The organism is Comamonas sp. JNW (assembly GCF_003105075.1).
In the GTDB taxonomy this organism is placed as follows: domain Bacteria; phylum Pseudomonadota; class Gammaproteobacteria; order Burkholderiales; family Burkholderiaceae_C; genus Comamonas; species Comamonas squillarum.
Map to the genome: position 1 here is coordinate 97,701 of NZ_QETI01000014.1, position 11,792 is coordinate 109,492.

The 11,792-nt window shown below is 66.0% G+C and carries 13 protein-coding genes; 9 read left to right on the forward strand and 4 right to left on the reverse strand.

The window, feature by feature from the left end; translation table 11 throughout:
• Positions 1-90 precede the first annotated feature (90 nt).
• Genes DCO45_RS18435 through DCO45_RS18450 form a run of 4 tightly spaced genes read left to right on the forward strand, consistent with a single transcriptional unit; the run spans position 91 to position 2,712 of the window.
• The gene (locus DCO45_RS18435) at positions 91-759 is read left to right on the forward strand and encodes an amino acid ABC transporter permease (RefSeq protein ID WP_116927185.1); all 669 of its coding nucleotides are present in this window, start codon (positions 91-93) and stop codon (positions 757-759) included.
• Between the two features lies 1 nt (position 760).
• Positions 761-1,534 carry an amino acid ABC transporter ATP-binding protein gene (locus tag DCO45_RS18440; RefSeq protein WP_116927186.1) on the forward strand — a complete coding sequence of 258 codons (774 nt, stop codon included), beginning with the start codon at positions 761-763 and terminating at the stop codon, positions 1,532-1,534.
• Positions 1,535-1,552: 18 nt separating this feature from the next.
• Complete coding sequence (locus DCO45_RS18445; protein ID WP_021026316.1) at positions 1,553-2,023, forward strand: Lrp/AsnC family transcriptional regulator; 471 nt, start codon at positions 1,553-1,555, stop codon at positions 2,021-2,023.
• Between the two features lie 8 nt (positions 2,024-2,031).
• The gene (locus DCO45_RS18450) at positions 2,032-2,712 is read left to right on the forward strand and encodes an aspartate/glutamate racemase family protein (RefSeq protein WP_116927187.1); all 681 of its coding nucleotides are present in this window, start codon (positions 2,032-2,034) and stop codon (positions 2,710-2,712) included.
• A gap of 57 nt (positions 2,713-2,769) precedes the next feature.
• Here DCO45_RS18450 and DCO45_RS18455 read toward each other — a convergent pair whose 3' ends face one another.
• The 3 genes from DCO45_RS18455 to DCO45_RS18465 all read right to left on the reverse strand — a co-directional run bounded on the left by DCO45_RS18455 (position 2,770) and on the right by DCO45_RS18465 (position 6,956).
• Positions 2,770-4,029 (reverse strand): FAD-dependent oxidoreductase, encoded by a 1,260-nt coding sequence (locus DCO45_RS18455; protein ID WP_116927188.1) that lies wholly within the window; start codon positions 4,027-4,029, stop codon positions 2,770-2,772.
• A 294-nt stretch (positions 4,030-4,323) separates the two neighbouring features.
• Positions 4,324-6,039, reverse strand: coding sequence for a single-stranded-DNA-specific exonuclease RecJ (gene recJ, locus DCO45_RS18460; RefSeq protein WP_116927189.1), 1,716 nt, complete (start codon positions 6,037-6,039; stop codon positions 4,324-4,326).
• The gene (locus DCO45_RS18465) at positions 6,036-6,956 is read right to left on the reverse strand and encodes a phosphoglycerate mutase (protein ID WP_116927190.1); all 921 of its coding nucleotides are present in this window, start codon (positions 6,954-6,956) and stop codon (positions 6,036-6,038) included. The genes recJ and DCO45_RS18465 overlap by 4 nt, the downstream gene beginning before the upstream one ends.
• 100 nt (positions 6,957-7,056) lie before the next feature.
• Here DCO45_RS18465 and DCO45_RS18470 point away from each other — a divergent pair, with 100 nt between their 5' ends.
• Genes DCO45_RS18470 through DCO45_RS18485 form a run of 4 tightly spaced genes read left to right on the forward strand, consistent with a single transcriptional unit; the run spans position 7,057 to position 10,379 of the window.
• Positions 7,057-8,313 carry a lipoprotein-releasing ABC transporter permease subunit gene (locus DCO45_RS18470; protein WP_116927191.1) on the forward strand — a complete coding sequence of 419 codons (1,257 nt, stop codon included), beginning with the start codon at positions 7,057-7,059 and terminating at the stop codon, positions 8,311-8,313.
• Positions 8,306-8,989, forward strand: a complete 684-nt coding sequence (gene lolD / locus DCO45_RS18475; RefSeq protein WP_116927192.1) for a lipoprotein-releasing ABC transporter ATP-binding protein LolD — start codon at positions 8,306-8,308, stop codon at positions 8,987-8,989. Before DCO45_RS18470 ends, lolD begins: the two co-directional genes overlap by 8 nt.
• Positions 8,990-9,007: 18 nt before the next feature.
• Complete coding sequence (locus DCO45_RS18480; protein WP_116927193.1) at positions 9,008-9,880, forward strand: TatD family hydrolase; 873 nt, start codon at positions 9,008-9,010, stop codon at positions 9,878-9,880.
• On the forward strand, positions 9,873-10,379 hold the full coding sequence (locus DCO45_RS18485; RefSeq protein ID WP_243419417.1) for a DNA-deoxyinosine glycosylase: 507 nt from the start codon (positions 9,873-9,875) through the stop codon (positions 10,377-10,379). Before DCO45_RS18480 ends, DCO45_RS18485 begins: the two co-directional genes overlap by 8 nt.
• Here the strand turns inward: DCO45_RS18485 and DCO45_RS18490 are convergent.
• Entirely contained in the window at positions 10,358-10,651 is a 294-nt protein-coding gene (locus DCO45_RS18490; protein ID WP_116927195.1) for a DUF2798 domain-containing protein, read from the reverse strand. The genes DCO45_RS18485 and DCO45_RS18490 overlap by 22 nt on opposite strands.
• Positions 10,652-10,877: 226 nt before the next feature.
• On the opposite strand from DCO45_RS18490, the gene DCO45_RS18495 reads away from it, so the two are divergent.
• Entirely contained in the window at positions 10,878-11,663 is a 786-nt protein-coding gene (locus tag DCO45_RS18495) for a spermidine synthase (protein WP_116927196.1), read from the forward strand.
• Positions 11,664-11,792: the final 129 nt, after the last annotated feature.

Genomic DNA, 11,792 nt, shown 5'->3' on the forward strand with positions numbered 1-11,792 from the left:
TGGTCCACATGGGCGTGGTGCCCATGTGAAACACCCCGGTTGCAGCCGCGTGCTGCCTCCGGGGTGTATGCGTTAAAGGTAGATTGATTTATGTACGAGTGGGACTTTAGTTTCCTGTGGAAGTACCGCATGCTGCTGGTCGGCGGCGTGGGCTACACCTTGCTGTTCACGGTGATCTGTATCCTGGGGGGCCTTGCGGTCGGGCTGGTTGCTGGCCTGGGGCGCCTGTCGAGCAACAAGATCGTCACGGCGCCGCTGCGCGCCTTTGTCGAGGTCTTCCGCTGCACGCCGGTGCTGGTGCAGCTGGTGTGGTTCTACTACGCGCTGCCCGTGCTCACCGGCATCGAGATGAGCGCGCCCGTGGCCGCTGCGCTGTGCCTGTCGCTGTACGGCGGCGCCTTCTATTCCGAAATCATCCGCGGCGGCATCATCTCCACCGATATCGGCCAGACCGAAGCGGGCCAGGCCATTGGCATGACGCGCGGCCAGGTGATGCGCCGCGTGATCCTGCCCCAGGCTTTCCGCAAGATGATTCCGCCGCTGGTCAACCAGTCGATCCTGCAGCTCAAGAACACCTCGCTGCTGATGGTGCTGGCCGTGCCCGATCTGCTCTACCAGGGCCAGGTGATCGCGCATGACACCTACCGCCCGCTGGAGGTCTACACCTTCATCGCCATCACCTATTTCGTGATTCTTTTCCCTGTGACCTTGTGGGCCAAGCGCCTGGAGCACGGCACATCGGCCGGCAAGGAGGCCTGAGATGCAAGACCAACCGCTCATTTGTATTCGTGGCCTCAAGAAATCCTTTGGCAAGCTCGATGTTCTCAAGGACATCTGCCTGGATGTGAACCGGGGCCAGGTGGTGGCGCTTATCGGGCCGTCGGGCTCGGGCAAGTCCACCTTGCTGCGCTGCATCAACCTGCTGACCGTGCCCGATGGCGGCGACATCCGCGTCGATGCGCAGTCGCTGGCCTTCAGCGGCAAGCAGACCCAGCTGCCCAAGGACAAGGTGCTGGCGGGCTTTCGTGCACGCACCGGCATGGTGTTCCAGCATTTCAACCTGTTCCCGCACATGACGGTGCTGCAAAACGTCATGGAAGGCCCGCTCACGGTGCTGCGCATCAGCAAGCCCGAAGCCCAGGCCCGCGCTACGGCCCTGCTGCAAAAGGTGGGTCTGGCCGAGCGCGCGCAGATGATGCCCGACCAGCTCTCGGGCGGCCAAAAGCAGCGCGTGGCCATTGCCCGCGCGCTGGCCATGCAGCCCAGCGTGATGCTGTTTGACGAGGCCACCTCCGCGCTCGACCCCGAGCTGGTCGGCGAGGTGCTCCAGGTCATCCAGTCGCTGGCGCGCGACGGCATGACCATGATCCTGGTGACCCACGAGATCGCCTTTGCCCGCGAGGTGGCCGACAAGGTCGTCTTCATGCGCGATGGTGTGGTGGTTGAGGAGGGCCCGCCCGCGCAGGTGATCGACAACCCGCAGCACGAGGCCACGCGCAGCTTTCTGGGCCGCATCATCGGCCACACCGCCTAACCAGCAGGGAGGAGAACCATGGATTTTCGACTCGACGATATTGACCGCAAGCTGCTGGCACTGTTGCAGGCTGACGCCCGCGAGTCCACGGCCAAGCTGGCGCGCAAGCTCAACCTGGCGCGCACGACGGTGGTTGCCCGCATTGCGCGCCTCGAAAAAGAAGGCGTCATTGCCGGCTACGGCGTGCGCCTGGGCTCCAAGCTCGAGCAGTCGGCCGTGCGCGCCTACTGCGGCATCAGCGTGATGCCCAAGACCGCCCAGGCGGTCATGCAGGTGCTCGAGAGCATCCCCGAGGTCGAAGAGGTCTCGGCCGTCTCCGGCCAGCATGACTACATGATCTTTTTGCGCTGCGACTCCAACGAAAAGCTCGATGCCTTGCTCGACCGCATCGGCCTGATCGAAGGCATTCGCCAGACCTACACCTCGGTGGTGCTGAGCCGCAAGATCGACCGCCGTGGCGCACTGCCGGCGCTGCCCCTGCTCGACTGAACCTGCCCATGTTGCCCGCCACTGCCTCTGTGCCTTTCCTCGGCATCCTGATGCTCGACACCCAGTTCCCGCGCCCGCCCGGGGACATCGGCAACCTGCAGACCTGGGCAGCGCTGGGCATCCCCGTGCAGATGCACAAGGTGCAAGGCGCCTCGCCCGCCAAGATCGTGCGCGAGGCCGATCCCCGCTTTGTGCAGCCCTTTGTCGATGCGGCCCGCGCAATGCAGGCGCAAGGCGCGGCGCTGATCACCACCAGCTGCGGCTTTCTGGCCGCCTACCAGGAGCTGCTGGCCAGCAGCGTCGATGTGCCCGTGGTCAGCTCCAGCCTGCTGCAGTGCGCGCAGCTGCCCCGGCCCGGTGTGGTCACGATTGCCGCTGCCAGCCTCACGCCGCGCATTCTGGCTGCTGCAGGCGTGCCCGAAGGCACCCCCGTGCAAGGCGTGGCGCCGGAGGGGGAATTTGCCAGGCGCATTCTCGGCAATGAATTGGAGATGGACATCGCCCAGGCCGAGCGCGATGTGGTGGCCGCTGCCGTTGCACTGTGCCAGGCCCATCCGCAGCTGGGATCGATCGTGCTGGAGTGCACGAATATGCCTGTCTACCGCGATGCCGTGGCGCGCGCCACCGGGCTGCCAGTGCATGATGTGGTGAGCCTGCTGGCGCAGCGCTGGGCGGCGCTGCCCGCCTGATTCTGGCCAGGCCTGAAGCGCCCGGCCATGCGGCCCGGGCGTAATTGCAGAAGTTCTTTAGCCCTTGAGAAAACGCTCGGCGCGGAACGGGCGCACATCGACCGGTGCATCGTCGCCGCGCATCAGCGCCGCCAAAATCGCGCCCGTGCCCGGCCCGGTGCTAAAGCCGATGTGCTGGTGGCCAAAGGCCAGCCAGAGGTTGCGCTGGCCCGGCATCGCGCCAATGATGGGGCGGCTGTCGGGCAGGGTGGGGCGGCTGCCCATCCAGGGCGCGGGCTCCAGCGCCTGGCCCATGTCGATCGCCTCGCGGGCAGCGGCTTCGGCCAGGCCCAGCTGCACCGGGTTGGCGGGGGCGTCGATATCGGTCAGCTCCACGCCACTGGTCAGGCGCAGGCCTTGCTCCATCGGGCTGAGCACATAGGCGCCGGCGGTGTCATAGACCGGGCGCGAGATATTGCAGGACGCGGGCGGCGCAAAGTGCATGTGGTAGCCGCGCTCATAGGCCATCGGCACCTTCACGCCCAGGGTCGCCATGAACTGTCGGCTCCAGGGGCCCAGCGCGACCACCACGCGGTCGGCCTCCAGGCCATCGTGCGCACCATCGGCGCGGATGCGCCAGCGGCTGCCGGCCAGCGGCTCGACGGTCTTGATGCGCGCCTGCGCATACTGGCCGCCCTGCTTGCGGAACAGCTCGGCATAGGCCTTGACGACGTCGCCAGGGCTGTCGACCGACCAGCTGTCCTTGATCCACAGCGCGCGCTCAAAAATCGGGTTCAGGGCCGGCTCCAGCTGGCGGATGTGGTCGCGCTCGAGCACCTCGGTGGCCACGCCGAAGTGCGCCATGCGCTCGCGCGCCAGCGCGCCGCCGGCAAAGGCACTGGACTGGCGGTAGAGAAACATCCAGCCGTTGTCGCGCATGCGGTGGGCCGCGCCGCTGGCGCGCAGCAGCTGGGCATGCTCGTTCATCGACAGGCGGATGAGGCTGTCGAGCGCGGTGGTGGTTTCCTCAAACACCTGGGTGCGGGCCTGGGCGACAAAGCGCGCGGCCCAGCCCAGGTTCTGCAGCAGAAAGCGGGCCTGGTAGCGAAAGCCGGCGCTCTGGTTTTTCAGCAGCACCGGCAGGTTGCCCCAGAGGCTGGGGTTGTTGAAGGGCATCAGCGAGCTGCGCGCGATCACCCCGGCGTTACCGTACGAGGTCTCTTCGCCAGGGGCCAGCCGGTCCAGCAAGGTGACGCGAAAACCCTTTTTCTGCAGCGCCAATGCGCTGGCAACGCCCACCATGCCGGCGCCCAGCACGGCCACGGAAATATTGCTCATGGAATGTCTTGGTGCTTCACAGCCATCTAGAAAGTATCTAGCCTATGACTGATATTAAATTAACAATCAAACCCATGGGGTGGCCGAGTACTGGCGCCCGGGCCCGTGCCGGACTGGAAGGCCAGCCCGTCCCGCCGTGCACCCCATGGTCAGAATGCCAGTGCAACACGGATCTTGTGCACGGGCGACTGCGGCGCGTATTTTAGAAAATTACGGTGACCCAGGTCTTCCGCATTCGCGCTATTTCCTTAACTTTTAGTAAAGTCTTGCGGCCCCTCAAATCCCCGGCCCCGCTCAGCTGGGCAGCTGCGCGCCTTCGACCAGGAACTGCAGCTTGCGCTGGCCCTGCCATTCATTGATGTCCAGCCGGTAGGCCAGCAGCACCTTGGCCGGCAGTGGCTCGGTATGGCCAAACCAGATGCCGTCCACCATCTCGCCATGGTGGCGCAGCTTCAGCGACAAATGTTTTTCCCCCACCAGGCGCTGGCTGACGATCTCCAGCTCTTCGCTGAAGGTGGGCGGCGCAAAGCCCTGGCCCCAGACCTGGCTGTTGAGCGTGTCCACGGTCTCGGCATGGCGAAACTGCACCGGCAGCGGGCCATCGGTCTCCAGCTGGCGGGTGAGCGTGCGCTCATCGAGCCATTCCTGCGCAACCTGGGCGAGGGCCTGCTCAAACACCTCGAAATCGTCCAGCGCAATCGTGCAGCCCGCCGCCATCGCATGGCCGCCGAACTTGATCAGCACGCCTGGGTGGCGCTTGGCCACCAGGTCCAGCGCATCGCGCAGATGGAAGCCGGGGATCGAGCGGCCCGAGCCCTTGAGCTCATGCTCATGGCCCGGTGCGCTGCTGGCGGCAAACACAAAGCTTGGGCGGTGCAGCTTGTCCTTGATGCGCGAGGCAACGATGCCCACCACGCCTTCGTGGAAGTCCGGGTCAAACACGCTCACAGCCGGTGGCGGCTCGGTGCCTTCTTCAAACAAGGCCTCTGCCAGCAGCATCGCGTGCTCGCGCATGCCCGTCTCGATATCGCGGCGCTCGCGGTTGATGGCGTCGAGCTGGCGCGCCAAGGTGTCGGCCAGCAAGGTGTCGTCGGTCAGCAGGCATTCAATACCGATGGTCATGTCGGCCAGGCGCCCGGCGGCATTGATGCGCGGGCCCAGCGCAAAACCAAAGTCAAAGGTGCTGGCGGTGGCCGCGCGCCGGCTGGCGGCCGAGAAGAGTGCGCCCAGGCCCGGGGGCATATGGCCGGCGCGGATGCGGCGCAGGCCCTGGGCCACCAGGCGGCGGTTGTTGGCATCGAGCTTGACCACATCAGCGACGGTGCCCAGCGCCACCAGCGGCAGCAGGCTGTCCAGGCGCGGCTGGGCCATGTCGGCAAAGGCACCGCGATCGCGCAACTCGGCGCGCAAGGCCATCAGCACATAGAACATCACGCCGACACCGGCCATGGCCTTGCTGGCAAAGCTGCAGCCGGGCTGGTTGGGATTGACGATGGCATCGGCCGCCGGCAGGGTGGCTGCCGGCAGGTGGTGGTCGGTGACGATCACCGTCATGCCCAGCGCCTTGGCACGCGCCACGCCGTCCACGCTGGCAATGCCGTTGTCCACGGTCACCAGCACCTGCGCGCCTTGCTGGTGCACGCGCTCGGCAATCGCTGCCGTCAGGCCATAGCCATCGACCACGCGGTCGGGCACCAGGTAGCTGACCTGCTGGGCGCCCAACATGCGCAGGCCGCGCAGGGCCACGGCGCAGGCGGTGGCGCCGTCGCAGTCGTAATCGGCCACGACGCAGATGCGCTGCTGGCGGCCAATCGCATCGGCCAGCAGCAGCGCCGCCTCGCGCGTGCCCAGCAGGCCAGCGGGCGGCAGCAGCTGCGCCAGGCCATCGTCCAGCTCAGCAGCGGCCTGCACACCGCGCGCGGCAAACAGGCGGGCGAGCAGCGGGTGCACGCCTGCCTGCTCCAGCGCCCAGACGGTGCGCGGGGGAATATCTCGGGCCAGAATTTTCATAAAGAACTTAGAAGCGCCATGGGCTTGGTCGGAGCCAGCCATTGCTTGATTTGGGGTAGCCAGCCGGGGGCCGGGGGCGCCAGCGTGATGGCATTTTTCTCGCCGCACAGGCTGATCTGGCTCCACGCGGTGGAGGCCAGTGTCGCATCCAGCTGCTGCCACTGCTGCTGCCAGCTGCGCCAATCCCCCACCAGGGCGCTGTCGCGCAGCGTGGTGTTCAGCACCGGCGTCTGGGCGGGCAGTTGGTAGCCGGCGGGCAGGGCGCCAGCGCCATGCACCCAGAACGAATTGATGGGCGCGCGGCCACTGGCCTCGCGTGCGTCGCTGAAGGCATGGGTGTAGAGCAGCATCTGCATCTCGGTCTGCAGGCGCTGGAGTACCGCCGCTTGGGCCTTGTCGGGCAGCCAGGGCCGCACATCGCGCAGCGCAATGCGGTCGAGCGCCGCAGTATCGAGCTGCGCAAACACGGGGCCACGCGCCAGCCAGCGGTCGGGCCGGTCGTAGACCAGCGCAATGCCGTCTTCGCTGAACCAGGGCGCCATGATGGCCAGCAGGCTGCGCGATTCGTCCTCGCTCATCTGCGCGGCAGAAAGGTCGCTCATGCGCACCTGGTCGGGCGAGATCTGCCAGTGGCAGGGCGAGAGAAAGGCCCAGGCGGCATCGCCCGGCGCCTGGCCGTTTTGCAGTTGCTGCAGCGCAGCCCAGGGTGTGGCCTTGGGCGGCAGGCCCAAAGCCTTGGCCAGCACACGTTCATGGGGCGGGGCAAAATCTTCCAGCGCGCCGTTGTCGCTGGCGCTGACAGACCACCGCTTGAGCAGGCGTTGCAGGTTCGGCAGGGGGAGCGCCTGCAAGGCTTGCTGGCAGCCCGGCTCGTCCGTGGCTGCGTAGGAGATGATCAAATGCTGGTTTTCCGACATGGGTCTATTGTCGGCGATGCCACAATGCGGTTTGCGGTGCAGTGGATTAAGGTGCTGTATTTGCCGAGCGGATGCACCAAATATATTTTTAGAACGATTTATGCAGATTCCCTATGAATTGGCGCTGGGTTGGCGCTACACCCGTGCGGGCCGTGCAACCCGGCGCAACGGGTTTATTTCGTTCATCTCGGGCGTGTCCATGCTGGGCATTGCGCTGGGGGTGGCGGCCTTGATCATTGTGCTGTCGGTGATGAACGGTTTTCAAAAAGAGGTGCGCGACCGCATGCTCAGCGTGGTCTCGCATATCGAGATCTTCACGCCCGGGGGCGACGCCTTGCCCGATCCGGCCCGCACCATTGCCGAGGCCAAGGCCAACCCGAACGTGATTGGCGCGGCGCCCTTTGTCTCGGCCCAGGCGCTGGTCGCACGCGGCGAGGACATGCGCGGCGCCTTGCTGCGCGGCATTGACCCGGCGCTCGAGCCCGAGGTCACCGACATGACCACCGGCATCGACCAAAGCAGTTTGCAGGCGCTCACACCGGGCAGCTTCCATGTCGTGCTGGGCTCGGAGCTGGCGCGCATTCTGGGCGTGGGCCAGGGCGACCAGGTCACCTTGATCGTGCCCAGCGGCCAGGTCACACCAGCGGGCACCGTGCCGCGCCTCAAGCAGATGCAGGTGGTGGGCACCTTCAATTCCGGCCACTACGAGTACGACTCCACCCTGGTGCTGATGCACCATGAGGATGCCGAGCGCCTGTTCCGCCTCGAAGGCCCGACCGGCGTGCGCCTCAAGCTCAAGGACCTGCACCAGGCCCCCGAGGTGACCCAGCAGCTGGCCCATAGCCTGAGCGGCAACCTGCTGATCCGCGACTGGACGCAGCAGAACAAGACCTGGTTTGCCGCCGTTCAGGTTGAAAAACGCATGATGTTCATCATCCTGACGCTGATCGTTGCCGTGGCCGCGTTCAACCTGGTGACCACCTTGGTGATGACGGTCACCGACAAGCGCGCCGATATCGCGATCCTGCGCACCCTGGGCGCGAGCCCGCGCAGCATCATGGGCGTGTTTGTCGTGCAGGGCGCGCTCGTTGGTGTCATCGGCACCCTGGCCGGCCTGGGCCTGGGCCTCTTGGTGGCCTGCAATATCGATGTGATCGTGCCCGCCATCGAGCGCGCACTGCACACCAGCTTCCTGCCCAAGGACATTTACCTCATCAGCCAGATGCCCAGCGAGCCCCAGCGCAGCGATATCGTGCCGATTACCGTCATTTCCCTGATCCTGGCCTTTGTGGCCACCCTGTATCCCAGCTGGCGCGCCAGCCGCGTGAACCCCGCCGAGGCGCTGCGTTATGAATGATTCGTCCATCGTCCTGGAGGCCTCGGGCCTGACCAAGCGCTTTACCGAAGGCCTGCTCGATGTGCAGGTGCTCCATGGCATCGATCTGCAGGTGCGCGCCGGCGAAACCCTGGCCATTGTCGGCGCCTCGGGCTCGGGCAAATCGACCCTGCTGCACTTGCTCGGCGGGCTGGATGCGCCCAGCAGCGGCACGGTCAGCCTGCACGGCCAGCGGCTCGATACGCTCAGCGCCAGCCGCCAGGGCGAGCTGCGCAACCAGCACCTGGGCTTTATCTACCAGTTCCACCATCTGCTGCCCGAGTTCAGCGCGCTGGACAACGTCGCGATGCCGCTGCGCATCCGCCGCCTGCCCTATGCCGAATGCGCCGAGCGCGCGCGCGACGTGCTGGCCTCGGTGGGCCTCAAGGACCGCGTGCTGCACCGCCCCGCCGAGCTCTCGGGCGGCGAGCGCCAGCGGGTGGCCATTGCGCGCGCGCTGGTCACGCAGCCCGCCTGCGTGCTGGCCGATGAGCCCACCGGCAACCTGGACCGCGCCACCGCCGACACCGTGTTTGCGCTGATGCTGCAGCTGGCGCGCGAGCGCGGCACGGCCTTTGTCATGGTCACCCATGATGGCGAGCTGGCCCAGCGCTGCGACCGTGCGGTGCGCATGGTCAACGGGCGTTTTGAAGCCTGAGAGCGCTGCTGAGGCCGCATGCCTTTCTGGATTGACACCCACTGCCACTGGGATGCGCCCGAGTTCGATGCCGACCGCGATGCACTGCGCGCCGCTGCGCAAGTGGCCGGGGTGGCGCATTGCGTGATCCCGGCGGTGGAGCGCAGCAACTGGGCCACCGTGCGCGAGCTGGCCCAGCGCTGGGGCGACAGCTATGCGCTGGGCATCCACCCGCTCTACACTGGCCGCGCGGCCGAAGCCGACATTGACGCCTTGGCCACCATGCTCGAAGACTGCCAGGCTGACCCGCGCCTGGTCGCGATTGGCGAGATCGGCCTGGATTTTTTTGTGCCTGGGCTCGATGCCGAGCGCCAGACCTGGTTTTACGAGCAGCAGCTGCAGCTGGCGCGCCGCTTTGACTTGCCCGTGATCTTGCATGTGCGCCGTTCGTCGGACCAGCTGCTGCGGGCGCTGCGCCGCTGGCCGGTGCAGGGCGGCATTGCGCATGCCTTCAACGGCAGCCTGCAGCAGGCGCAGCAATTTATCGAGCGCGGCTTTGCGCTGGGCTTTGGCGGCGCCGTCACCTATGAGCGCGCGCTGCACCTGCGCCGCCTGCTGCAGCAGCTGCCTATGGAGGCCATCGTTGTCGAGACCGATGCACCCGATATTCCGCCGCACTGGCTCTATACCACCGCCGAGCAGCGTGCCGCCGGCCAGGCCCAGAGCCGCAACCAGCCGGCCGAGATTCCGCGCATTGCGCAGGTGATGCGGGCGCTGCGGGCCGAAGTCCATGCCGATGAGGCCCTGACAGCGACGGACTGGCAGCTGGCCACCAGCGCCAATGCCGCAAGGGTGCTGCCAAGGCTGCAGCCTTTGCTGCCCGGCGCCGATGGGGGATCGCCGCATGGCTGATGCGCTGCTGTGTGGGCTGGCCCCGGTTGTGGGGCCGGGCACCAAGGTCGTGATTCTGGGCAGCTTCCCCGGTGTGCAGTCCTTGCAGCTGCAGCAGTACTACGCCCATCCGCGCAACCAGATGTGGCCGCTGCTGGCGGCGCTGTGGCCCGCGCACCCGCAGCCCGCCGCCTATGCCCAGCGCTGCGCCTGGCTGCTGGCGCGGGGCCTGGGCCTGTGGGATGTCTATGCCGCCTGCGAGCGCGAAGGCAGTCTGGACACCAGCATCCGCCATGCCCAGCTCAATGACTTTGTGGCGCTCCAGCAGAAGTGCCCGCAGCTGGTGGCTGCCGCCCACAACGGCGGCGAGAGCTTTCGCCATGCGCCCCGGGTGCAGGCCGTGCTGGGCCTGCCCAGCTACCGGCTGCCCTCCAGCAGCCCGGCCAACGCCTCATGGAGCTTTGAGCGCAAACTGGCCGGCTGGCGCGAGGTGATGCATCACTGTGGACTGCTGGCCTGAGCGCTTGCAGCAGCAACGCTTGCGCGCGCAGGGCTTGGAGAGACGGGGCTGCCGCCGACCATGCGCCATGACAGGCGCTGCACTGCAGGCGCCAGCAGCACCACGATCGTGAATGCCGCTGGCCAGGACAGCAGGTAGGCATGCAGCCAGCGCGAGAGAAAATCCCCGACAAAGCCCAGATTCAACCAGGTGACCCAGGCGGTCATCAGGCCCGAGAGCAGCATGGACATGATGACGGAGGACAGAAAGCGTTGTTTGAGAGCGTTGGACATCAGCGAGCCAGAAAAAACAATGCCGCAGTCTAAAGCGATGCATCGCCTGCCAAGTGCCTCACCGTGGTCTGCAAGCGACATTGCCTATCTATGGCAATCGTTTATTTCGAAATAACTATGAATGGCTTTCAAGGAGCGCATGCTGCCTTGTCCCGATCCGCTCCCAGGCTGGCGGGCCAGGGTTATGCACTGAGCCGGGCAGGACAACGGCTGATAATCCCACCCCATGACGACGAAAAGAAAATCTCCGCAGGCGGCCCAGCCGCTGCCCGAGGTCACGATCTCCGACTTTGACGGAGCCCGCTACCTGCACCTGGGCACCCCTTGGGTGCAGGGCTCGATGCGCATCAAGAAGCCTTTTGATATCGACCTGGAATATGTGCAGCGCATGATGGCCTGGCTGCTGCTGGTGGACTGGCCCACAGTGCCCGAGCGCCGTGCGATGCAGCTGGGTCTGGGGGCTGCGGCTGCGACCAAGTTCTGCGCGCAAAAGCTGGGCATGGCCAGCACCACCGCCATTGAGCTCAATCCCCAAGTGATCACCGTCTGCCGCCAGTGGTTCAAACTGCCGCCCGACAGCGACAAGCTCCAGGTTGTGCTGGGCGATGCGGGCGTGGAAATCCAGAAGCCCCAGTACCTGCAGACTGTTGATGCGCTGCAGGTCGATCTGTATGACCACGAGGCCGCAGCGCCCGTGCTCGACAGCCCCGACTTCTACCTGCACTGCCGCAACCTGCTGACCGAGGACGGCTGCATGACCGTCAACCTGTTTGGCCGCACCAACAGCTTTGCCCGCAGCCTCGCCCATATCCAGGAGGCCTTTGGCCCCGACGCGGCCTGGCGCTTTGCGGCGACCAAGGAGGGCAACACCGTGGTGCTGGCCCAGCGCACGGCCAGCCGCCCCAGCCGCGAGCTGCTCAGCCAGCGCGCCGACCAGGTGCAGCAGCAGACGGGCTTGCCGGCGCTCAAGTGGTTAAAGGTTTTTAAACCTGTGCAGCCGGTCGCCGCCTGACTTTACGCAGCGAGTCTCGGTCATTCAGGTATAAAGCCAGAAGACAAAAAATACCGAGGGAATAAACCATGGCAGCGCCTGACCAGCCAAGCAAACACCACAAGAGCCGGGGCGATGCCTTGCCCGGCG

What these genes read in the sequence shown, in the direction of transcription:
- DCO45_RS18480 (WP_116927193.1), top strand. Translation starts at nt 9,008, where the DNA reads ATGCCTTTCTGGATTGACACCCACTGCCACTGGGATGCGCCCGAGTTC.
- DCO45_RS18455 (WP_116927188.1), bottom strand. Translation starts at nt 4,029, where the DNA reads ATGAGCAATATTTCCGTGGCCGTGCTGGGCGCCGGCATGGTGGGCGTT.
- DCO45_RS18490 (WP_116927195.1), bottom strand. Translation starts at nt 10,651, where the DNA reads ATGTCCAACGCTCTCAAACAACGCTTTCTGTCCTCCGTCATCATGTCC.
- DCO45_RS18440 (WP_116927186.1), top strand. Translation starts at nt 761, where the DNA reads ATGCAAGACCAACCGCTCATTTGTATTCGTGGCCTCAAGAAATCCTTT.
- DCO45_RS18445 (WP_021026316.1), top strand. Translation starts at nt 1,553, where the DNA reads ATGGATTTTCGACTCGACGATATTGACCGCAAGCTGCTGGCACTGTTG.
- recJ (WP_116927189.1), bottom strand. Translation starts at nt 6,039, where the DNA reads ATGAAAATTCTGGCCCGAGATATTCCCCCGCGCACCGTCTGGGCGCTG.
- DCO45_RS18465 (WP_116927190.1), bottom strand. Translation starts at nt 6,956, where the DNA reads ATGTCGGAAAACCAGCATTTGATCATCTCCTACGCAGCCACGGACGAG.
- DCO45_RS18485 (WP_243419417.1), top strand. Translation starts at nt 9,873, where the DNA reads ATGGCTGATGCGCTGCTGTGTGGGCTGGCCCCGGTTGTGGGGCCGGGC.
- DCO45_RS18450 (WP_116927187.1), top strand. Translation starts at nt 2,032, where the DNA reads ATGTTGCCCGCCACTGCCTCTGTGCCTTTCCTCGGCATCCTGATGCTC.
- DCO45_RS18495 (WP_116927196.1), top strand. Translation starts at nt 10,878, where the DNA reads ATGACGACGAAAAGAAAATCTCCGCAGGCGGCCCAGCCGCTGCCCGAG.
- DCO45_RS18470 (WP_116927191.1), top strand. Translation starts at nt 7,057, where the DNA reads ATGCAGATTCCCTATGAATTGGCGCTGGGTTGGCGCTACACCCGTGCG.
- lolD (WP_116927192.1), top strand. Translation starts at nt 8,306, where the DNA reads ATGAATGATTCGTCCATCGTCCTGGAGGCCTCGGGCCTGACCAAGCGC.
- DCO45_RS18435 (WP_116927185.1), top strand. Translation starts at nt 91, where the DNA reads ATGTACGAGTGGGACTTTAGTTTCCTGTGGAAGTACCGCATGCTGCTG.